At 68.7% G+C, this 22070-nt stretch carries 19 protein-coding genes; 9 read left to right on the top strand and 10 right to left on the bottom strand.

The features are described 5' to 3' along the window. Positions 1 to 82 precede the first annotated feature (82 nt). The 6 genes from L0966_RS18725 to murI all read left to right on the top strand — a co-directional run bounded on the left by L0966_RS18725 (position 83) and on the right by murI (position 5935). Positions 83 to 430 (top strand): hypothetical protein, encoded by a 348-nt coding sequence (locus L0966_RS18725; protein WP_234053554.1) that lies wholly within the window; start codon positions 83 to 85, stop codon positions 428 to 430. 255 nt (positions 431 to 685) lie between these two features. Next, positions 686 to 976: a hypothetical protein gene (locus L0966_RS18720; RefSeq protein ID WP_234053553.1), complete on the top strand. Its 291-nt coding sequence runs from the start codon at positions 686 to 688 to the stop codon at positions 974 to 976. A gap of 209 nt (positions 977 to 1185) precedes the next feature. After that, positions 1186 to 2262 carry an extensin family protein gene (locus tag L0966_RS18715; RefSeq protein WP_234053552.1) on the top strand — a complete coding sequence of 359 codons (1077 nt, stop codon included), beginning with the start codon at positions 1186 to 1188 and terminating at the stop codon, positions 2260 to 2262. Between the two features lie 151 nt (positions 2263 to 2413). Beyond that, entirely contained in the window at positions 2414 to 3235 is an 822-nt protein-coding gene (locus tag L0966_RS18710; protein ID WP_234053551.1) for a DUF429 domain-containing protein, read from the top strand. Positions 3236 to 3346: 111 nt separating this feature from the next. Continuing rightward, entirely contained in the window at positions 3347 to 4873 is a 1527-nt protein-coding gene (locus L0966_RS18705) for an acetyl-CoA hydrolase/transferase family protein (RefSeq protein ID WP_234053550.1), read from the top strand. Positions 4874 to 5086: 213 nt separating this feature from the next. Beyond that, positions 5087 to 5935, top strand: a complete 849-nt coding sequence (gene murI / locus L0966_RS18700) for a glutamate racemase (RefSeq protein WP_234053549.1) — start codon at positions 5087 to 5089, stop codon at positions 5933 to 5935. A gap of 248 nt (positions 5936 to 6183) precedes the next feature. On the opposite strand, the gene rpe is transcribed toward murI, so the two are convergent. The 8 genes from rpe to L0966_RS18660 form a co-directional block, all read right to left on the bottom strand. Beyond that, positions 6184 to 6876, bottom strand: a complete 693-nt coding sequence (gene rpe, locus L0966_RS18695) for a ribulose-phosphate 3-epimerase (protein WP_234053548.1) — start codon at positions 6874 to 6876, stop codon at positions 6184 to 6186. Positions 6877 to 7244: 368 nt separating this feature from the next. Next, positions 7245 to 8309 carry a class II fructose-bisphosphate aldolase gene (fba, locus tag L0966_RS18690; RefSeq protein WP_234053547.1) on the bottom strand — a complete coding sequence of 355 codons (1065 nt, stop codon included), beginning with the start codon at positions 8307 to 8309 and terminating at the stop codon, positions 7245 to 7247. A gap of 141 nt (positions 8310 to 8450) precedes the next feature. Beyond that, entirely contained in the window at positions 8451 to 10490 is a 2040-nt protein-coding gene (tkt, locus tag L0966_RS18685; RefSeq protein WP_255684144.1) for a transketolase, read from the bottom strand. Positions 10491 to 10996: 506 nt separating this feature from the next. Beyond that, positions 10997 to 11872 (bottom strand): phosphoribulokinase, encoded by an 876-nt coding sequence (locus tag L0966_RS18680; RefSeq protein WP_234053546.1) that lies wholly within the window; start codon positions 11870 to 11872, stop codon positions 10997 to 10999. A gap of 19 nt (positions 11873 to 11891) precedes the next feature. Beyond that, entirely contained in the window at positions 11892 to 12971 is a 1080-nt protein-coding gene (locus L0966_RS18675; protein WP_234053545.1) for a class 1 fructose-bisphosphatase, read from the bottom strand. Between the two features lie 82 nt (positions 12972 to 13053). Then, on the bottom strand, positions 13054 to 14004 hold the full coding sequence (gene cbbX / locus L0966_RS18670) for a CbbX protein (protein WP_234053544.1): 951 nt from the start codon (positions 14002 to 14004) through the stop codon (positions 13054 to 13056). 119 nt (positions 14005 to 14123) lie between these two features. Then, entirely contained in the window at positions 14124 to 14528 is a 405-nt protein-coding gene (locus tag L0966_RS18665) for a ribulose bisphosphate carboxylase small subunit (protein ID WP_234053543.1), read from the bottom strand. Between the two features lie 11 nt (positions 14529 to 14539). Beyond that, the gene (locus L0966_RS18660) at positions 14540 to 16006 is read right to left on the bottom strand and encodes a form I ribulose bisphosphate carboxylase large subunit (RefSeq protein WP_234053542.1); all 1467 of its coding nucleotides are present in this window, start codon (positions 16004 to 16006) and stop codon (positions 14540 to 14542) included. 96 nt (positions 16007 to 16102) lie between these two features. Between L0966_RS18660 and L0966_RS18655 the strand changes: the two genes are divergently transcribed. After that, positions 16103 to 17023, top strand: a complete 921-nt coding sequence (locus tag L0966_RS18655; protein WP_234053541.1) for a LysR family transcriptional regulator — start codon at positions 16103 to 16105, stop codon at positions 17021 to 17023. 619 nt (positions 17024 to 17642) lie between these two features. Here the strand turns inward: L0966_RS18655 and L0966_RS18650 are convergent. Further along, positions 17643 to 18392: a hypothetical protein gene (locus L0966_RS18650; RefSeq protein WP_234053618.1), complete on the bottom strand. Its 750-nt coding sequence runs from the start codon at positions 18390 to 18392 to the stop codon at positions 17643 to 17645. A gap of 199 nt (positions 18393 to 18591) precedes the next feature. Here L0966_RS18650 and L0966_RS18645 point away from each other — a divergent pair, with 199 nt between their 5' ends. Beyond that, a complete protein-coding gene (locus tag L0966_RS18645) occupies positions 18592 to 19323 on the top strand; it encodes a response regulator (protein WP_234053540.1) in 732 nt (243 codons plus the stop codon). After that, on the top strand, positions 19320 to 20660 hold the full coding sequence (locus L0966_RS18640) for an ATP-binding protein (protein WP_234053539.1): 1341 nt from the start codon (positions 19320 to 19322) through the stop codon (positions 20658 to 20660). The genes L0966_RS18645 and L0966_RS18640 overlap by 4 nt, the downstream gene beginning before the upstream one ends. A 476-nt stretch (positions 20661 to 21136) precedes the next feature. On the opposite strand, the gene L0966_RS18635 is transcribed toward L0966_RS18640, so the two are convergent. Beyond that, positions 21137 to 22018: a 3-hydroxybutyryl-CoA dehydrogenase gene (locus tag L0966_RS18635; protein WP_234053538.1), complete on the bottom strand. Its 882-nt coding sequence runs from the start codon at positions 22016 to 22018 to the stop codon at positions 21137 to 21139. Between the last annotated feature and the right edge of the window lie 52 nt (positions 22019 to 22070).

The following is a 22070-nucleotide window of genomic DNA, read 5'->3' as shown; positions in this document are numbered from 1 at the left end:
TACCAAGGTTGCTTGAGCGCGCGGGGGATGCCGTTCACGCGGAAGGCGGGATTGATCTCGCGAAAGGCGGGGTGGTCCGGCCGTGGAAGGCGATGCGCTCGCGCTCATGCGGACGCAGACATGCTCGCGCATGGAGGATGCCATGAAAGCAATGCAATCCGCGGCCGGGAGGCCCCCTGCCGCATGGCCGGCGAGTGAGGTTCATCGCGGCTACGACACGATGGAGTTCGCGCCGCAGGATTGCGGACGCGATTTTCCCCAGGCCGTGATGCGTCGGCGCCGTATTCGGGTGCGGGATGAGGAGCAGGCCCTGCTGCGGCGTGTCGCCGCAGAATTCTCGGCCAACAACTCGGTCCACGAGGTGGCGGTCGAGGATATGGAGGATGACCAGGCGGTGGGCGATGGCTCCAGCCGGCTCTATCGGGATTGACCCCGCCAGCCAGTCCTCCGGGCGGGGGAGTGGTACGGTGTTCTCCCATATTGAATCGGGGTGGGGAGGGTGTCACACGGGGGCTTCCGTCGGCGCGGGTGTTGCGCGTTTGCCGGCGGAGCCAGCGGCACCAGGGCTGGCCAGCCGGGCGACGTGCTTGCGATGCGCGGCGCGGCGCGTGCCTGTGGTGTCGGCAGGTCCCACCCCCATGCTTCCTCCCCAATGACCTTGCAGGACCAGAAAGAGACCCGCGGCATGCGCACTCCTCATCGACGCGATATCTCCGCGCGACAGGATCTCCTGGGTCGCGAGCTGCGCCAGCTGTTCGACGATTATGTCCAGGAAGATATGCCGGAAGAGTTGCAGAAGCTTGCGCTTCAGTTGCAATCGGCCATGGAAGAACTTCCGCCCACTGGCGCCACGCAGCACGCCCGCGTCGCTACTCCCGCGGATGACGAGCGGGGTGGGGGCGAGCAGCCCTCCGCTACTACCGACGCCCCGGCCATCCCAGCCGTTGCCGCCGGCAAGCCGTCGGTCCAAGGCTGAGGCGCCGCGACTGGGGCCGAATGGGTGCCCCCTGGCGGCCTGCTGCATCCTTCGCGGGTGCCTCCCCGCCACCGTTCCGGACAGGCGGCGTGATGGGTGCGGGCCTGTGCCCCACCTTCGCCGATGGACCCTGGAGGGGGTCTCGGAAAGGGTGAAAATCTCTGCCGCTTTAACTTCTCCGCAACGCCACATCCGCCAGTGTTCCGCCCATGATGCGCGGCGGACCTTGGTATCTCGTTGCTCCGCTCGTTTGCGCGGTTCTGCTCTCCGGTTGCCGTTTCGGCGATGATGGGCGGGATTCCTGGCGCACCGAGGCTGAAGAGCAGTGCCTGGCGGAGAAGGGCGTAGTGCCTTCCGCCTTCATGGAGCCGTTGTCGGCCATCAACGGCGATGGTGCGTGCGGCATGGAATATCCCTTCCGTGTCCATGCCTTCGCCGAGGGCAATGTGGTGGTGGAGCCGTCCGCCCGGCTCGCCTGCCCGGTCATCCGCGAGCTCGATGCCTGGGTGCAGACGGTGGTGGAGCCGGCCGCAGAGGCATGGCTGGGCCAGCCGGTGGTGGCCATCCGCCAGATGTCCTCCTATTCCTGCCGCAACATGAACGGGCAGGCGAACAGCAAGATTTCTGAGCATGCCTTCGGCAATGCGCTGGATATCGGCGCCTTCCGCACCGCCGACGGCCAGTGGATCACCGTCAAGAACGGCTGGAAGGGCACGCCCGAGGAGCGCGGTTTCCTGCTGCAGGTGCAGGCTGGCGCCTGCGAGCGCTTCACGACCGTACTCGCGCCCGGCTCCAACATCTTCCACTACGACCATATCCATGTGGATCTGATGCGCCATGCCAAGGGCCGCATGATCTGCAAGCCCGCGCCCAAGCCCATGCCGCTGCCGGCCGGCGCCATGGCCGCCGCGGGCCGGCCCATGCCCGTCGCCATGCCGCCGCAGCCCCAGCCGGAGATGCAGCAGCCGGCGCCCCTGGCTGCGCCGGAACCCATTCCCGAACGTCCGCAGCCGCTGCCGCCGGAGCCCGCCGCCGCGCCACTGGCGCCGCCCGCCCCCGTGCCGGCGCAGCACCGCCAGCAGCCGGCGCCCCGCCCCAATGGCAACCAGCTGCCTCCGGGCTGGCAGGTGGGGCCGGAAGGCATGCGCCCGCCCGGGCCCATGTCCTATGCGCCCTCCGGCAATGGTGACATGACCGGATCACTGCCGAAGCGCCAATACTACTCCGCGCCCATGCCCCAGCCCTCGACTATCCCCCTTCCGCAGGCCCGGGCCGGCGAGGACTGAACCGGAGCCCGGCGACGCCATGAGCAGGCAAGGCGTTGCGGGCCCAGCTGCGGCAGACCAAGTCGCGGCGGTTCGAGCGTCGGCGGTCCAAGCTGTGGTCGACCAGGCCGACGTTGGTAAGGCCGCTACGAGCCAAGCGCCTGGGAGCCAAGTGCGCGCCAGCCAAGTGCGCGCCAGCCAACTGCCCGAGAGCGAACCGCCCGCGAGCCCGCTGCCGGTGGAGCCGCTGTTCCTGGGCATCGATGGTTGCCGGGGTGGATGGATCTGCGCGCGCTGGAACGGCGCTGACCTCTTGCACATCAGCCGCGTGGAGCGCCTCGCGGAGCTGTTCCCGTCGCCACCCTTTCCCGTGGTCGCCATCGACATGCCGATTGGCCTTCCGGAGCGGGCGGGGCCCGGCGGGCGGGAGGCCGAGCGCCTGGTGCGGCCGCTGCTGGGCGGCCGCCAATCCTCGGTCTTCTCTGTGCCGTCGCGCGCCGCCGTGATGGCCGGGCTGCAGCCGGGAGAGGACGAGGGCACGCGCTATCGCGCCGCCTGCGCCGCGGCCCTGGCATCATCCGATCCGCCACGGGCGGTGGCGAAGCAATGTTTCCACCTGTTCCCGAAGATGGGCGAGGTGGATGCGCTGCTGCGCGGGCGCTCCGAGCTGGTGGAGCAGGTGCACGAGTGCCACCCCGAGGTGGCCTTCTGGGCCATGAATGACGGCCAGCCTCTGCCGTTGCCGAAGAAGGTGAAGAATCGGCCCCATCTCCCCGGGCTGGAGCTGCGGCGGTCTCTACTCGCGTCCCGTGGGATACCGGTGGATGCGCTTTCAGCGCAAACCGCCCTTGCACTGAGAGCGGGGCTCGATGACCTGATTGATGCGTGTGCGTGTGCCTGGAGCGCCAAAAGAGTCGCATATGGCAAGGCTTTGCGCTTTCCCGATCCGCCCGGGCGCGACACTTTGGGCCTGCCCATCTGCATCTGCGCATGAGGCGCTTATTGTCTATAGTCGAATTCCGAGGAAGCCATTGCGCTGGCTATGCGCGGTGGGAACACTGTTTTGGGAACACTGTTCGAGGAAACCCTCGGGGGAAACGCCACCATGCCTCAAGACCGCATTCGCCTCGCCTCCCTGCGTGACAAGATCGTGTCCGCGGACGAGGCTGCCAGCCATATCAAGGATGGGATGATCCTGGGCATGAGCGGGTTCACCCGCGCGGGTGAGGCCAAGGCGGTGCCCATGGCGCTCGCCGCCCGGGCGAAGGAGGCGCACGCCAAGGGCGAGCCCCTCAAGGTCACGCTCATCACCGGCGCCTCGCTGGGCAACGACCTCGACAAGCAGATGGCCGAGGCGCACCTGCTCTCGCGCCGCATCCCGTTCCAGTCCGACCCGGCTCTGCGCAAGGCCATCAATGCCGGCGAGGTGATGTTCGTCGACCAGCATCTGTCGGAGACGGTGGAGCACCTGCGCACCCGCCAGCTGGGCCCCATCGACGTCGCGATCATCGAGGCGGTGGGCATCACCGCGTCCGGTGGCATCGTGCCCACCACGTCCGTCGGCAATTCGGCCACCTTCGCCATCCTGGCGGAGAAGGTGATCGTCGAGATCAACCTGACCCAGCCGGCCGAGCTGGAAGGCCTGCACGACATCTACATTCCCACCCGCCGCCCGTTCCGCGAGCCGATCCCGGTGGTGACCCCCGAGAGCCGGGTGGGCCTGCCCTTCATTCCGGTGCCGCCGGAGAAGATCGCCGCCATCGTCATCACCGAGAAGCTGGATTCGGCCTCCAACGTGCTGCCGCCCGACCATGAGACGGCGGCCATCGCCTCCAACCTCATGGAGTTCCTGGGCCATGAGGTGAAGGTGGGCCGGCTCACCGAGCGCCTGCAGCCGCTCCAGGCCGGCATCGGCACCATCGCCAACGCGGTCATGCACGGCTTCATCGAGAGCCCGTTCCATGACCTCACCATGTATTCCGAGGTGCTGCAGGATTCGACCTTCGACCTGTTCGACGCCGGCAAGCTGAATTTCGCCTCGGGCTCGTCCATCACCCTGTCGAAAGCCAAGCACGACCAGGTGATGCCGCACATCACCGACTATAAGTCGCGCCTCATCCTGCGGCCGCAGGAAATCTCCAACCATCCGGAGATTATCCGCCGCCTCGGCATCATCGGCATCAACACGGCGCTCGAGTTCGACATCTATGGCAATGTGAACTCCACCCATGTGGGCGGCACCCATATGATGAACGGCATTGGCGGCTCGGGCGACTTCGCGCGCAATGCCTATCTGTCGGTGTTCGTCACCAAGTCCATCGCCAAGGGCGGCGCGATCTCCTCGGTGGTGCCCATGGTGAGCCATGTGGACCACACCGAGCACGATGTGGACATCCTTGTCACCGAGGTGGGCCTCGCGGATCTGCGCGAGCTGGCGCCGCGCGAACGGGCGCGCGTCATCATCGACAATTGCGTGCACCCCTCCTTCCGCGACGAGATGGAAGACTATTTCGCCCGCGCCACCGCGCGCGGCGGCCACACGCCGCACGTCATCGAGGAAGCCCTGTCCTGGCATGTGCGGGCCCGCGAGACCGGTTCCATGCACGCCAAGGCGGAACGCAAGATCGCCTGATGCCCGGCAGGCCCGCGAGTATCGCTCGCGGGCCTCGCAGTTCCGCCGGGTCGGGTTCACACGGCCCACCCGGCTGCGGGCGTGCCATGCTCTCCCGCCATCGACCGCCGGATCTTGTCGCTTCCGCATGGTCCATCTCCCCGGCGCAGCAGCTGGTCGCGGCATGGTTTCAACCTCTGGCCCCGGCGCATCTTTCGCGGCATGAAGTTCACCATGAATATCGGTGTCTTCGATTCGGGGAGCGGCGGCCTTACGGTCATGCGTGCCCTCGACGCGGCCCTGCCGGACCGGAACCTCATCTATCTCGGCGACCACGCCCACGCGCCCTATGGCGACAAGTCGCCCGAGGAGATCTACGCCCTCACCGTGCGCGCGGTGGAGCGCCTGTTCCGCGAGGATTGCGGGCTGGTCATCCTAGCCTGCAACACGGCCGCGGCGCGCGGGCTGCGGCGCTTGCAGCACGAATGGCTGCCCCGCCTTTATCCCGAGCGGCGGGTGCTCGGTGTCATCGTGCCGGTGGTGGAAGAGGTGACCGGAGTGCCCTGGATCGCGGACCAGCCGCCCCTTCCCCGCGTGGATGGCGCCGCCAAGGTGGCGGTGGCCGTGTTCGCCACGCGCCATACGGTGGACAGCGGAGCGTTCGCGGGGGAGATCCACAAGCGCGCACCCCATGTGGCGGTGTGGCAGCAGGCCTGCCCGAGCCTGGTGCGCCTGATCGAGGATGATGCCGGCGAGGCGGAGCTGGCCCGCGCGGTCGAGGGCTATGTGGCCGACCTGCGCGCGGGCATGGGCGGCCGCGAGCCCGATGTCTGCATCCTCGGCTGCACCCATTATCCGCTGGTGGAGCCCCTGTTCCGCCGCGCGCTTCCGGCGACGACGCAGATCCTCTCCCAGCCCCAGGTGACGGCCATGAGCCTGCGCGCCTATCTTGACCGGCACCCGGATCTTGACACGCGCGGTGCCGGCGTCCGCCGCTTCCTCACCACCGGCGCACCGGACCTCGCGTCGCGGATCGCCTCCCGCTTCTTCGGCCGCGCGGTGGCGTTCGAACCGGCGCTGTGACGGCATGATCTGAGGGCCCCGGGGCCGAACCGGTCGGCGCCCCGGAGGCGTGGAATGGACCTGTCGGGCTCCCGGTCGCGTCGGCCTTGAGCAGGCGTCACGGCTGATGGCGCGGGCGATTTGAGATGTCCGGTCTCGATGTTCTTTCCCGCGAGCGGGCGTCCCGCCGGCGCCGCCGCAACCCACGGATGGAAAAGGCCCGCGAGCCAGGCTCACGGGCCTTCATTCTCAGGGGGCGGCCGGCCGGCTCAGGCGGCCGCGGCGGGGCCGGTGGCGGCCGCGATCTCGCCCTTCATGGCGGCGATGGTGGCGGCGTAGTCCTTGGCGCCGAAAATGGCGCTGCCAGCCACGAACGTGTCGGCGCCGGCCGCCGCGATGGCGCCGATATTGTCCACCTTCACCCCGCCGTCGATCTCCAGGCGGATGTCGCGGCCCGAGGCGTCGATGCGCTCGCGGATCGCCTTCAGCTTGTCGAGCGCGCTCGGAATGAAGGCCTGCCCGCCGAAGCCGGGGTTCACCGACATCACCAGCACCAGGTCGAGCGCGTCCAGCGTGTAGTCGAGCACCGAGAGGGGGGTGGCCGGGTTCAGCACCAGGCCCGCCTTCACGCCCTTGGAGCGGATGAGCTGGAGCGAGCGGTCCACATGCTCGCTGGCTTCCGGATGGAAGGAAATGAGGCTGGCGCCGGCGGCTGCGAAGGCCTCGATCATGCCATCCACCGGCTTCACCATCAGGTGCACGTCGACGAAGGCGTCGGTGGTCTTGCGCAGGGACTGGAGCACGAGCGGGCCGATGGTGAGGTTCGGCACGTAGTGATTGTCCATCACGTCGAAATGGATCCACTCGGCCCCACCGTCGAGCACCGCCTGCACCTCGGCGCCGAGGCGGGCGAAGTCCGCCGAGAGGATGGACGGGGCGATGATGGGGTGCGCGCGGGCCATGGGAGCCTCCTTGAGGGGTCTTCGATCGATGCTCTTCATACCCGGCCTTGGGCCGGTTCTCCACGTCATGGTGATGACAGGTGCGTGGCCCGCCGGGGCCGGGGCGCCGGGTGAGGTCGCTCCCGGCACCCCGGCCCTTCGCCGCGGCGGCTGCGCGCCGGCGGCTCCGCGTCCTGCCCGGGGACGGCAGGTCACCTGTCGGCCCCACGCGGTCGGCGTCCGCGTGGGGGGGGGGAGGCATCAGCCCCTCGACGCCGGTCTTCGACCGGAGCCAGCGCGCTTGCTCAAGCGCCGCGCGAGGGGCCTCAAAGGCCGAAGACGCAGGCCCATGAAGCATACCCATGGGGCAGGCCCAGGGGCCTTTGGCATCAATGCACCGTCTGGCTGAGGCTGCCGGCGGCGTAGCGCCGGGCCATGTCATCCAGGTCGATGGGGCGGATCTTCTCGGCCTGGCCGGCGGAGCCGAACGCCTCGAAGCGGGAGATGCACACCTTCTTGGCCTCGTCCATGGCGGCGGTGAGCAGCTTGCGCGGATCGAACTCGGAAGGGTTCTTGGCCGCCACCCGGCGCATGGCGGCGGTCATGGCGAGGCGGATGTCGGTGTCGATGTTCACCTTGCGCACGCCGTAGCGGATGCCCTCCTGGATCTCCTCCACCGGCACGCCATAGGTTTCCTTGATGTCGCCGCCATAGGTGCGGATCTCTTCCAGCAGCTCCTGGGGCACCGAGGACGAGCCGTGCATCACCAGGTGGGTGGTGGGAATGCGCTGGTGGATGGCCTTCACCCGCTCGATGGCGAGAATGTCGCCGGTGGGCTTGCGGGTGAACTTGTAGGCGCCGTGGGAGGTACCGATGGCGATGGCGAGCGCGTCGCACTGGGTGGCCTTCACGAACTGGGCGGCCTCGTCCGGATCGGTGAGCAGCTTGGAATGGTCGAGGGTGCCCTCGGCCCCGTGGCCGTCCTCCGCCTCGCCCTTGCCGGTCTCCAGGGAGCCGAGGCAGCCCAGCTCGCCTTCCACCGAGACGCCCACCGCATGGGCGAATTCCACCACCTTGGCGGTGACGGCGGTGTTGTACTCGGTATCGGCGGGGGTCTTGCCGTCTTCCTTCAGGGAGCCGTCCATCATCACCGAGGAGAAGCCGGACTTGATGGCTGCGAGGCACACGGCGGGGGAGGCGCCGTGGTCCTGGTGCATCACCACCGGGATTTCCGGATAGGCTTCCACCGCGGCGGCGATGAGGTGGCGCAAAAACGGCTCGCCCGCATATTTGCGCGCGCCCGCCGAGCCCTGGAGGATGACCGGCGATGAGGTGGCGCGGGCCGCCTCCATGATGGCCTTCACCTGCTCCATGTTGTTCACGTTGAAGGCCGGAAGGCCGTAGGAATGCTCCGCCGCATGGTCAAGCAGCTGGCGCATGGACACGAGGGCCATTGTCCTCTCCCTTGGTTCGTCTGTCGTTTGTGCGGGTCGCTTCCGCCGCCGCACGGGCGGCGCGCTCCCGGGCTCCGTTGATGGAAGGTGGCGGCGGCTCCCTTCCGATCCCTCCCCCGCTGGCGGGAGAGGGCATGTGGCTCACTCGGCCGCGCGGCGCACGGCTTCGGCCACCTTCTCGGCGGTGAAGCCGAACAGGGGCCAGAGGTCCTTTTCAGGGGCGGATTCGCCGAACCGGTCGATGCCGATGGCGGTGACGCCGGAGCAGCCGAGCCCCCGCCAGCCGCGCGTCACCCCCGCTTCCACCGTCACGATGGGGATGATGGCGGGAACCAGCGCCGCGCGCGCTTCCTCGGACAGCGCCTCGAACCGGTCGCGGCAGGGCATGGAGACGAGGCGGGTGGGCACGCCCTCGGCCTCCAGAAGCTCGGCGGCGGCATGAGCCAGCTTCACCTCGGAGCCGGTGGCCACCAGCACCGCCTTGGGCGGCGCGGCGCTCTCGCGCACCACATAGGCGCCGTCGGCCATGGCTTCCGCCTGTGTGGCCGAGTGCTCCCAGCACGGCAGGTTCTGGCGCGAGAGGATGAGGGCGGACGGGCCGTCCTTGCGCGCGAGGGCGGAGCGCCAGGCCACCAGTGTTTCCACCGTGTCGGCGGGGCGCCAGACGTCCAGGTTGGGGATGAGGCGCAGGCTCTCCACATGCTCCACCGGCTGGTGGGTGGGCCCGTCCTCTCCCAGGCCGATGGAATCGTGGGTGAGGATGTAGATGACCCTTTGCCCCATCAGCGCGCTCATGCGCATGGCGTTGCGGGCATAGTCCGAGAACACCAGGAACGTGGCCACGAACGGGATGAAGCCGCCGTGCAGGGCGATGCCGTTGGCGATGGCCGACATGCCGAACTCGCGCACCCCGTAGAGCACCTGGTTGCCCGCCGGGTCCCGCGTCACCGGGGTGGAGCCGGGGAAGGTGGTGAGGTTGGAATGGGCGAGGTCCGCCGAGCCGCCCAGGAATTCGGGCACCGCCGGGGCCAGCGCCGCCAGCGCCTGCTGGCTGGCCTTGCGGGTGGCGATGTTCTCCTTCTTCGCCATGGCGGCTTCGAGCGCCGCATCGAAGGTGGAGGCGAAGGCCGCGGAAAGGTCGCCGGCCAGGCGGCGGCGGAATTCGGCGGCCTCGTTGGGATAGGCGCGCTCATAGGCGGCCATGCGGGCTTCCCAGGCCTGCTGGCGGGCGGCGCCGGTCTTGCGGGCGTCCCACGCGGCATAGACCTCGTCGGGAATCTCGAACGGCGCGTGGGTCCAGCCCATGGCGGCCCGGGTGCGCGCGATCTCGTCCGCGCCCAAGGGCGCGCCGTGGGTGTCCTGGTGGCCCTGCTTGGTGGGCGCGCCCCGGCCGATGACGGTCTTGCAGCAGATGAGGGAGGGCTTGCCGGTTTCCGCCAAGGCGGCATCCATGGCCTTGGCGAGGGCGGCGGGGTCGTGGCCGTCCACATCGCGCACCACGTGCCAGCCATAGGCCTCGAAGCGAGCCGGGGTATCGTCGGGGAACCACTCCTCCACCTTGCCGTCGATGGAGATGCCGTTGTCGTCATAGAAGGCGACGAGCTTGCCGAGGCCGAGCCGCCCCGCCAGGGAGCAGGCCTCGTGGCTGACGCCTTCCATCAGGCAGCCGTCGCCCAGGAACACGAAGGTGCGATGGTCGACGATGGCGAGGCCGGGCCGGTTGAACTGGGCGGCCAGGGTCTTTTCCGCCAGCGCCATGCCCACCGCATTGGCGAGGCCCTGGCCCAGCGGGCCGGTGGTGGTCTCCACACCCGGCGTCATGCCCACTTCCGGATGGCCGGGCGTGCGGGCGTGGAGCTGGCGAAAGCGCTTCAGCTCGGCGATGGGCAGGTCATAGCCCGTCAGGTGCAGCAGCGCATAGATGAGCATGGAGCCATGCCCGTTGGAGAGCACGAAGCGGTCGCGGTCGGGCCAGGAGGGATCGGCGGGATTGTGCCGCAGATGCTCGCGCCACAGCACGGCGGCGATTTCCGCCATGCCCAGGGGGGCGCCGGGATGGCCCGATTTCGCCTGCTCCACCGCATCCATGGCGAGTGCGCGCACGGCGGCGGTGACGGGCCAGGCCAAGGCGCCCGGGGAACGGTCGAGGGCCGGTTCTGTCAGCACGGCGTGCGCGGTCATGATGTTCTCTCCCTTCGCAACCTTGGGTCCCCTTGCGGCTTGTTTCCCTTCGCTCTGAAGGTTTGCGCGCTTGGGCGTGGGGGGCCGCAGGCTTGGTTTGAATTTCGACGGCCCGCGGGCAGGGCTCCCGGGCTGTCGGCCAAGCCCACGTGGTGCAAGCCCGCGTGATGCAAGCCAGCATGATGTTTGAGCGGACCCACCCGGCACCGGGCGGAGACCGGCGTCGGCGGCATAAGCCCGGCAACGGGCGGCATCGCGCCGCTGCCGCAGCCCGCCCCGCGAGGGGAGGGCGATGACCGGGGTGTCCCCGGCATGGCCCGGGTCCGGCGCGGCGCGAGAGCTGGGGGAGGGTGGCTGCCACGCGTCCTAGGGCTCATAGAACGTGCCACCCTCCCCCTGTCTCCCCCACGCGCGGGAGCGGAGCACGCGGGCCAGCCGTTTCCGTTCGGCGCCAGCTGGGCCGGCGCCGGGAGCAGGTCCGCGATGTCGTTTCGGGAAGGCGGGCCTCAGCCGGCCCGGCGCTTCCGGTCCATCAGCTTCATGATGAGGGGCGTCAGCAGGAGCTGCATGGCGAGATCCTGCTTGTTGCCCGGAATGACGATGGAATTCGCCCGCGACATGAAGCTGTTGTGGATCATGGAGAGCAGGTACGGAAAATCGATGCCGTGGGGGTCGCGGAAGCGGATCACCACCATGGATTCGTCCGGCGTCGGGATCCAGCGGGCGACGAACGGGTTGGACGTGTCCACCGTCGGCACGCGCTGGAAGTTGATGTCCGTCTCCGTGAATTGCGGGCAGATATAGTGCACGTAATCGGGCATGCGGCGCAGGATGGTGTCAGTGACATCTTCCGTGGAATAGCCGCGGGTGGCCTTGTCGCGATGGATCTTCTGGATCCATTCGAGGTTGATCACCGGAACCACGCCGATTTTCAGGTCCGCATGCTGGGCGATGTTGATGTCGTCGGTGACGACAGCGCCGTGCAGGCCCTCATAGAAGAGCACGTCGGTGTCCGCCTCCACATCCTCCCACTGGGTGAAGCGGCCGGGCTCGGCGCCATAGAGCTTGGCTTCGCCCGCATCGTGCACATAGTGGCGGAAGCGGCCGGAGCCGGTGGCGCCATAGTCCCGGAACAGGGTTTCCAGCTCCCCGAGCAGGTTGGTGTCGGGGGAAAAGTGGCTGAAGTGCTTGTTGCCCTTGGCCGCCTCGGCGGCCATCAGCTCGCGCATTTCAAGGCGGTCGTAGCGGTGGAAGGCGTCGCCCTCCACATAGGCCGCCTTCACGCCCTCGCGGCGGAAGATCTGCTCGAAAGTGCGCTTGACCGAGGTCGTTCCCGCGCCCGAAGAGCCGGTGACGACGATGATGGGATGCTTGACCGACATTCTTGAGCCCCGCCGGAAATCAGATGAACAGGCCGCGCCGCGTGAACAAGGGCGAGCGCTCGCCATGGCCCGCGGGCGAAAGGTGGTAGCGCGCCACGCGCGTCACCTCGTCCTTGGCGCCGAACACGAACGGCACCCGCTGGTGCAGCGCCTCGGCGGTGCGGTCCAGGATGTCGGCGCGCCCGTCGCAGGCGGCGCCCCCCGCCTGCTCCATCAGGAATGCGACTGGGAAGGCCTCGTACAGCAGGCGCAGGCGGCCGTGGGCGTAGCCCTTCCGGCTGTCGCCCGGATAGAGATAGATGCCGCCCCGGCGGAAGATGCGGTGGGCATCGGCCACCATGGAGGCCACCCAGCGCATGTTGAACTCGCGCTCACGCGGGCCATTCTTGCCGGCCAGGCAATCGTCCACATAGGCGCGCACGGGCTCGTCCCAGTGGTGGTAGTTCGACATGTTGATGGCGAACTCCGCCAGGCCCTCCTTCACGCTCACCGCCGCATTCACCAGGCGGAACGTGCCCTCGCGGTCCAGGGCGAAGTGCCAGGTGCCGGCGCCGACCGTGAGCATCAGCGCCACATGGGGTCCGTAGACCACATAGCCGGCGGCGAGCTGGTCGCGACCGTTCTGGAAGAAGGCGGCGGGATCGGCGGCGTTCGCCCCCTCCGGCCGGCGGAACACCGCGAAGATGGTGCCCACCGAAATGTCGGTGTCGATATTGGACGAGCCGTCGAGCGGGTCGATGGCCACCAGCAGCGGGGCGTCCGCCGCCAGCAGCACGGGGGCCTCGTTCTCCTCGGATGCGACCGCGGCCACCGGGGCTTCGGCCAGGGCGCCGATGACGAGATCATTGGCGATCACGTCCAGCGCCTTCTGTCCCTCGCCGGCCTCGCCGGAAGAAAGGGTGGCGCCGAGATCGCCGCTGAGCGGGCCTTCGGCGATCCTGGCGGCGAGCGCCACAGCCCCCTTGGCCAGGGCGTTGAGGGTGAGGGCCACCTGCCGGCGCGCGCTGTCCTCGCCCGCCCACTCGTCGAGCGCGGCGGAAAGGCTGATGCCGGATGTGGCGCAAGGCGCGGCGGCCGGCGCCGCCTGAGGCTCCAACATGACGTTCGTCTCCCTGAGGGCTTTGCCCTTGCGGCCCGTTCGGCGGGCCGTCGTCTGATTTGATCCAGATCGGACTTTAGTCTTACACGCTCGCCGCGCTGCGCGGGGCGTCGATGCCGCCGGAGAAGACGCGACTTGCGCGCACATCCCCTTCGGTGATGGTCTCCAGCGCCTCGCGATCGATGAGGCCGGCGGTGTCGAACAGGCGCAGCGACTGGCGCAGGCGCATGCGATCGAAGGCGTTGCGGATGGAACGGGCGTTGGCGAAATTCGGCTGGCCGCGCCGCGCCGTCACATATTCCACGAGCGCCCGCTCGGCTTCGGGGCTGAAGCGATAGTCGGCGGCGTCCGCCATGGACCGGGCGATGGCCACCAGCTCTTCATCCTCATAATCGGGGAAGTCGATGTGGTGGGCGATGCGGGAGCGGAAGCCGGGATTGCTTTCAAAGAAGCGGTCCATGCGGTCCTTGTAGCCGGCAAGGATCACCACCAGATCGTCGCGCTGGTTCTCCATCACCTGCAGCAGGATCTCGATGGCCTCCTGGCCGTAATCGCGCTCATTCTCGGGCCGGTAGAGATAATAGGCCTCGTCGATGAACAGCACGCCGCCCATGGCCTTCTTCAGGATCTCTTTGGTCTTCGGCGCGGTGTGGCCGATATATTGGCCCACCAGGTCGTCACGCGTCACGGAGACCAGGTGTCCGCGCCGCACATAGCCCAGCCGGTGGAGGATTTGGGCCATCTTGAGGGCGACGGTGGTCTTGCCGGTGCCGGGATTGCCCGTGAACGTCATGTGCAGGGTCGGCGCGCCGGCGGTGAGGCCCAGTTGCTCCCGCGCGCGGCCGATGACGAGGTGGGCCGCGATCTCGCGGATGCGGCGCTTCACCGGCTTCAGGCCGATGAGGTCGGCTTCGAGGTCGGCCAGGAATTCCGGCACCTCGCTTTCGGTGAAGAGAGCACCGAGGTCGAGCTTGCCGTCGGCGTCCCGCGCCGGCAACGCGGCGGGCGGAGCGGAGAGGGTTGCGTCCAGCATCACTCGATCCTCGGCTAAGTTGCGCGGTGGGAACAGCCGCGCTGGTGAAGCGGTGAAAGGGGATCAGGGGCCGCCCGCGAAGGCAGACAAACGCGGGCGGCCGGCGCCGTCATTCGAGGTCAGCGCGCCTCGAACTGGGCGCGATGGCGCAGGGCATAGCGCTGGGTGCGGCCTTCCCACTCGGTGCGGTCGAGGCGGAAGCCATCTTCCTTGGCCGGCCGCTGGACGATGAAGGAGAGGCGCACCGTCTCCCAGCCGCGGCTGGAGTCGAAGGCATTCACCCGCACATAGTGGTTGGGGAAGGTGTTGCGGCAGGCGGCGATCTCGCTGAACACGCCGGCCGCGTCCTTCAGGTCGAACATGGGCGGGCCCCACATCTCCCAGTAATTGTTCCGGGGATGGGGATCGTCCGTGTATTCCACCGAAACCGCCCAACCCTGCTCCAGGCAATACTGCACCTGGGCCTTGATCTGCGCGTCGGTGAGGTCGGGCAGGAAGGAGAAGGCTCCTTGGGTAATGCGCATGTCTTCTCTCCTCAGGCCACGGACGCGGTGGGCACGTAGTCGGACGTGTCGGTGGAGGCGTAGTTGAAGGTCACCTCGCCCCAGGTATCGAGCGCGGCCTTGAGCGGGGCGCAGGTCTTGGCGGCGTTGATGAGGATTTCGGGGCCCTCATTGCGGATGTCCCGGCCCTCGTTGCGGGCGAGGATCATGGCTTCGAGCGCCACGCGGTTGGCGGTCGCGCCGGCCTGGATGCCATCGGGATGGCCGATGGTGCCGCCGCCGAACTGAAGCACCACATCCTCGCCGAACAGGTCGATGAGCTGGTGCATCTGGCCGGCGTGGATGCCGCCGGAGGCCACCGGCATCACCTTGCGCAGGCCGCCCCAATCCTGGTCGAAGAAGATGCCGCGCTGCAGGTCGGTCTTCGTCGTCATCTCGCGGCAGACATTGTAGTAGCCCTGCACGGTCATGGGGTCGCCTTCCAGCTTGCCCACGGCGGTGCCCGCATGCAGGTGGTCGACACCGGCCAGGCGCAGCCATTTGGCGATGACGCGGAAGGAGACGCCATGGCTCTTCTGCCGCGTGTAGGTGCCATGCCCCGCGCGGTGCATGTGGAGGATCATGTCGTTCTCGCGGCACCAGTTGGAGATGGACTGGATGGCCGTCCAACCCACGATCAGGTCCACCATCACGATGGCGGAGCCGAGCTCCTTGGCGAAGTCCGCGCGGCGGTACATCTCCTCCATGGTGCCGGCGGTGATGTTGAGGTAGTGCCCCTTCACCTCGCCGGTCTCGGCCTGGGCCTTGTTGACGGCTTCCATGCAGTAGAGGAAGCGGTCGCGCCAGTGCATGAAGGGCTGCGAGTTGATGTTCTCGTCATCCTTCACGAAATCAAGGCCGCCCTTGAGGGCCTCATACACGACGCGGCCATAGTTCTTGCCGGAAAGACCCAGCTTCGGCTTGGTGGTGGCGCCCAGAAGCGGGCGGCCGAACTTGTCGAGGCGCTCGCGCTCCACCACGATGCCCGTCGGCGGGCCGCGGAAGGTCTTCACATAGGCCACCGGAAGACGCATGTCCTCCAGGCGCGCGGCCTTCAGCGGCTTGAACGAGAACACGTTGCCGATGATGGAGGCGGTGAGGTTGGCGATGGAGCCTTCCTCGAACAGGTCGAGGTCATAGGCCACATAGCAGAAGTATTGGCCCGGCTGGCCCGGCACCGGCTCCACCTTGTAGGCCTTCGCCCGGTAGACGTCGGCGGCGGTGAGGCGGTCGGTCCACACCACGGTCCAGGTGGCGGTGGAGCTTTCACCGGCGACTGCGGCTGCGGCCTCGACGGGATCCACGCCCTCCTGGGGGGTGATGCGGAACAGCGCCAGGACATCGGTGTCCTTCGGCTGGTAGTCGCCGTCCCAATAGCCCATCTGGGCATATTTCAGCACGCCCGCGGCGTACCTCTTCTTCGCATCCTTGATCTGCCCGATGGCGGCGTCGGCACCCATGTTGGCGGCCCTCCTGTTTTGTTGGACCAAAGTTGCATCCGGCCGCGATTTATGTAAATTTGAATGAACTGAACACAACATTCCGGAAAATGGAATATGGCGCTGCACCTGACATTGAAGCAGCTCCGCCTCGTTGCCCTGGCGGACGCCATGGGGTCCTACGCAAAAGCGGGACAGGAACTGGGTTTGAGCCCACCGGCGGTGACCGCTCAGATGAAGGCGTTGGAAGACGAGCTTCAGATGCCGGTGTTCGAGCGCATCGGTGGAAAGATGCGACCGACCGCCGCGGGACGGGAGCTGATTGCTGCGTCGCAGCGCGTCGCCCTGGCGGTGGCGGACGCTGAGCGCGCCATCGTCGCCCTGCGCAGCCCGGAGCAGGGCTCGGTGGTGGTGGGCGTGGTCTCCACCGCGAAATATTTCGCGCCCATGGCCCTGGCCGCCTTCCGCAAGCGCTTTCCGAGCATTGAGCTGAAGCTGGTGATCGGCAACCGCGCCGAAATCATCTCCGGCCTGAAGACCCTTGATTTCGACCTCGCGGTGATGGGCCGCCCGCCGGCGGAGCTGGACGCGGAAACGCTGGTCATCGGCGACCATCCCCATGTGATCATCGCTCCGACCGAGCACCGGCTGGCGCGGCGAAAGCGCCTGTCGCCGCATGAGCTGGCCAAGGAGGCGTTCCTGGTGCGCGAGCCGGGCTCGGGCACGCGCATCCTGATGGAGCGGGTGTTCGAGGAGGCGGGCGCCCAGGCGCCTGCCATCGCCATGGAGATCGGCTCCAACGAGACCATCAAGCAGGCGGTGATGGCGGGGCTGGGCCTCAGCTTCATTTCCGCCCACACGGTGGCCGCGGAGGTGGCGGACGGGCGGCTGGCGGTTCTGGATGTGGCGGGGCTGCCGGTGATGCGCCAATGGCTGGTGGTGCGCGCGCGGGAGAAGCGCCTGCTGCCGGCGGGGCAGGCCTTGAACGAATTCCTTGCGGAAGAAGGCGGCAGCTTCCTGCCGCGGATGTCGCGCTGAGAGACATCGGTGCCCGTGCGGGTGCGGCTTGACGCCGGCCCGGCGCAAAACGGCGCAGCGGGCGCGCCGAGGCGCACCCGCTGCTAGGAAGGGACGATCAGGGCGGCGAGAATCCCTTCCTGTTCCGATGCCCCCGACCGTGGGGGCGATTTCAATCCCCTGCGCCGTGCGCTGCGGTCCACCGGGGGGCGGTGGGGCCGAGTCGGCGGCGAGAGGGCGGCAGCGCTGGCCGTGGATGCCTCTGGGTCGGAGGCGGATCCTAACGCGGAACGCCTTGGCTCTGGGGGGAGCGGCGAGCGCGCCGGAACGCGCTCGCCGTCGGGAAGGGATGATCTCAGGGCGGCGAGAGTCCCTTCCTTCCCAAGGCCCCCACCGTGGGGGCGATTTCAATCCTGCGTGTCGTGTTCCGGTCCACCGGGGGGCGGTGGGGCCGAAACGTCGACGCGGGCTGGCTGCGCTGGCCACACATGCCCCCGGGGCGGGGGGCGGTTTCAGGCGCGCATGGTTGTCGCGCCTGGGATGGATGGCGAGCGCGCCGAAGCACGCTCGCCATCAGGAAGGGACGATCAGGGCGGCGAGAATCCCTTCCTTTCCGAAGCCCCCTGCCTGGGGGCGATCTTCAATCCTCTTCGCTTGGCCCCGGGCCGCCGGGGGGCGGTGGAGGCGGGGGGAAGCCGCCGGGCGGAGGCGGCAGCAGGGCCGGCTCGATGCGCGCCAGGCGCTCCATCTGTTCCGGCGTCAGCTTGGTCTTCAGGGTGCTGATGGCCCGCGTGATGCGCTCGCCCACACGCCCCTGTTCCTGCAGCCCCCCGGCAAGCGCCTCCAGGGCGCCGAAGGGAGCCGGCACGGCGGCATTTCCGCCTTCGGCCGTCGTGCCTTGCGGGCAGGCCGGCGCCGGGCGGCGGGGCCGGCACGGGGCGGGCGGCGGCGCGCTCGCCTGGAGCGCGTCGGTCAGGTCGCGCCAGGCATCGAGCTGGTCGGCGCGGATGCCGATGGCAGCCTCAGCTCCGGCCAGGGCCCGCGCATAGGCGAGCGGGTCGGGGCGCGGACCGGGCGGCGGCCCCATCGGCCGGCGGCCCGGATGGCCCATCGGGCGCTCGGCCCCGGGCGGAGGACCCATGCGGCGGGCGTCGGGGCCCTGCGATCTCGGCTCGCCGGCCGCGAAGCGGGGGCCTTCCGGCGCCGCAGGCGGGGGAGCACCGAAGGGCACCTCCAGCGCGGCCATCTGTACCGCGCGGTCAGACTTGGCCGATTGCTCCATCGGCAGGCGGTCCTGGATCTTCGCCGGGCTGCCCTGGGCGAGGGCGGCCCCCGCCAGGCAGACGGCGACTCCGGACAACAAAGCCAGCCGAACGGTTCGAGGTGTCATGTCCATCGCCCTTGCGACGATTGCGATGGAGGCACCTTGGGCCGCTCCTGTTGCTGCCGAAGGTCTGCTGGTATCCCAATTTGTCCGCCGCGCGCCGATTTGTAAGCGAACGTTGCCGGCGGCCTCGTGGCAAAGAAGCGTTGCACCCGGTGATGCCGGGAAACGGTCGAGGGCGGTTAAGGTCCGGGGAGACAGGAGAATGAGGCCCGTGGACATTGGTGCGCATGTTCTCGTCGTCGACGACGACCTGGAGATCCGGAAGCTGCTCGGCCGTTATCTGGTGGGGCAGGGCTTTCGCGTGACGACGGCGGGAGACGGCCGGGAGATGGGCGAGAAGCTTGCCACCCAGCGAATCGATCTTGTGGTGCTGGATCTGATGCTGCCGGATGCCTCCGGCCTGGATCTGTGCCGAGAGCTGCGCGCCACCTCCAACGTGCCGGTGATTCTGCTGACCGCCCTGAAGGAGGATGTGGACCGCATCATCGGCCTTGAGATCGGCGCCGACGACTATCTCGGCAAGCCGTTCAACCCGCGCGAGCTGGTGGCGCGCATCCGAGCCGTGCTGCGGCGCGTGGCGCCGAGCGGGGGGGAGCAGCAGTCAATGCCTGCCAGTTTCCGATTCGCCGGCTTTCGCGCCGAGCCGGATCTGCGCCGCGTCACCGCCGAGGATGGCAGCGAGGTGACCCTGACCGGGGCCGAGTTCGACCTCCTGATGGCGTTCCTGGAGCGCCCGGGCCGCATCCTCTCGCGTGACCAGCTGCTGGACATCACCAAGGGGCGGGAGGCCGGGCCCTTCGACCGTTCGGTGGATGTGCTGGTGAGCCGGCTGCGCCGCAAGCTGGGTGACCAGGGCAATTACCAGATCCTCAAGACCCTGCGGAATGGCGGCTACCAGCTGGCGGTGCGGGTGGAGACCGAGGAAGCGTCATGAAGAGCCTGCGCGCGCAGGTCACGGCGCTTCTTGTGGTGGCCATGGTGCTGGTGGTGGCGTTCGCCAACGTCGCCTCCTTCTTCCTCACGGCTCCGGGCGGCCCGCCGCCCCATGTGGCCGACGACGCGGCGGAGCACATTGCCTTCGTGGTGGCGCTGGCCACCAAGGCACCCCATGCCGGGGAGACGGCCGGAACGAGCGGAATGGGCTTTCGCGGCAGCCCGCCGGCCGGGGACCTCAACCCGTTTGCCACCAATCAGCTTCGGGAAGCCCTGGCACGGCTCGGCATCTTCTATCCCGTCGAGGTGCTGAACGTGCCCGGGGAAATGGCGCCGATGGCGGCCCTGCACCTGCCCGACGGCCGCTGGCTGGTGACGCGGGCCAATCTCTATGGCCCCCTGCCGCCGCCGCCTCCGGGCGCGCCCGGGCGCGCCGGCTGGACGCTCAACCTTGCCACCTGGTTCGTGCTGATGGTGGCCGGCATCACCCTGGTGGTGCTGTTTGTCATGCGCCGGCTCATGAAGCCGTTGTCCCTCATCGAGGAGGCGGCGGCCCAGATCGGCCCCAATGGCGAGCCGCCGGTGCTGCCCGAGGAGGGGCCGGAGGAGGTGAGGGCGGCGGCCGCCGCCATCAACCGCCTCTCCGCGCGCCTCAAGGCGGCCATGGACAGTCGCATGCGCATCGTCGCCGGCGCCGCCCACGATCTGCGCACGCCGCTCACCCGCATGCGGCTGCGTGCCGAGTTCATCCCCGATGACGAGGAGCGGGCCCAATGGCTTTCCGACCTCGCCGAGCTGGATCGCATCGCCGACAGCGCCATCCGCCTCGTGCGGGAGGAGGTGGAGGCCGGGCCGGGCGAGCCCGTGCGCCTCGACCTGATGGTGCAGGAGGTGGTGAGGGAAGTGGCGGAGACGGGCGGCACCGTGGCGCTCCTGGGGGTAGAGCCCGTGCTGGTGCCGGGGCGTCCGCTCTCGCTGAAGCGCGCGGTGCGCAACCTGGTCGTCAATGCCGCCACCCATGGCGGCGGCGCGCGGGTGGCGGTGCGCTGCGATGGCGCGCCCACCGGTGGCGCCATGCGGGCCGTGCTCACCATCGAGGATGACGGCCCGGGCATTCCCGAGGCGCTCATGGGGCAGGTGTTCGAGCCCTTCTTTCGGGTGGATCCCGCCCGCCAGACCAAGATTCCGGGGGCGGGGCTGGGCCTTGCCATCGCCAACGAGATTTTGGGTCGTCACGGCGGAAAGCTCACCCTGGTCAACCGCCCCGGCGGCGGCCTTCTCCAGCGGGCGGAGCTGCCGGCAGTGGCACCGGAGACGGGGAATCACGGCCCGGCCTAGCCGTTGCTTTCCCGCGCTTCCGAGCGAACGGATTCCCGCCTCGCGCGGAAGCGCCCCGGACGTCGAAGCTGCGAGGAGGCCGCAGGGCCGGGATGTGCCGCTGTGGCCGTGAAGCCGCACGGCCCTGGCCGGGGCGCCCCGGAGGAACATCCACAAGTCTGCCCGTATGAGGTTGCAGCTTCGCTCCTCCGGGTACAGCCGATCCAGCCGCAGGCTGGCAGATTGCCGTCGCCGCCCAGGCTGCTGGCCTTTCCCGGCGCGGGGCCAGGGCCCTCGCGGCTTCCTGCCTGTGGCAGGGGCGCCTGCCGGGGACGAGCGGCGCCGCGAGGCAAGGGTGCTTGGGAGCGGGTGCTTGGGAGCGGGTGCTTGGGAGCAAGGGTGCTCAGGAGCACAGGCGGCACCCGCCGGGACGGAGCCTCAGAACGAAAAAGGCCCGGCGCGGGGCCGGGCCTTTGGAGCCTTGGAGCGGTGACGGCTCAGCGGGTGGGGACGGGCTTTTCGCCGCGATAGTCGTAGAAGCCGCGCTTGGTCTTGCGGCCGAGCCAGCCGGCCTCGACATACTTCACCAGCAGCGGGCAGGGGCGGTACTTGGAATCGGCCAAGCCTTCGTGCAGCACCTGCATGATGGCAAGGCAGGTGTCGAGGCCGATGAAGTCCGCCAGCTGCAGCGGGCCCATGGGATGGTTGGCGCCGAGCCGCATGGCCTTGTCGATGGCGTCCACCGAGCCCACGCCCTCATAGAGGGTATAGATGGCCTCGTTGATCATGGGCAGCAGGATGCGGTTGACGATGAAGGCCGGGAAGTCTTCCGCCACCGCATAGGTCTTGTGGAGGCTGGAGACGAACCCCTTCGCCACGTCGAAGGTCTCGTCGTCGGTGGCGATGCCGCGCACCAGTTCCACCAGCTCCATCAGCGGCACCGGATTCATGAAGTGAATGCCGATGAAGCGCTCCGGCCGGTCGGTGGCGGCGGCGAGGCGCGTGATGGAGATGGATGAGGTGTTGGAGGCCAGCAGCGCCTCGGGGCGCAGCACGGCGCACAGGCCGGTGAAGATCTTGCGCTTCACCTCCTCGCGCTCGGTGGCCGATTCGATCACCATGTCGCAGGGAGAGAGGTCCTCGGTCGCGGGGGCGACGGAGATGCGCGCGAGCGCGGCCTGGCGGGCGTCCTCGGTGATGGTGCCCTTGGACACCTGACGGGCCATGTTGCCGTTGATAGTGGCGATGCCGGCGCGGCAGCGTTCGGGATCGGCGTCGCTGAGGAACACGTCGTAGCCGGCGAGGGCGCACACGTGAGCGATGCCGTTGCCCATCTGGCCGGCGCCGATAACCCCGACCTTCTTGATCTCGATCGGCATGATTCTCTCATTTCGCATGAGGGGCCGGCGGGACGGCACCCGGATGAGGATG

It is taken from the genome of Xanthobacter sp. NM-59 (genome assembly GCF_021401125.1).
GTDB lineage: Bacteria > Pseudomonadota > Alphaproteobacteria > Rhizobiales > Xanthobacteraceae > Xanthobacter.
This window is presented reverse-complemented; position numbering and strand designations above follow the sequence as displayed.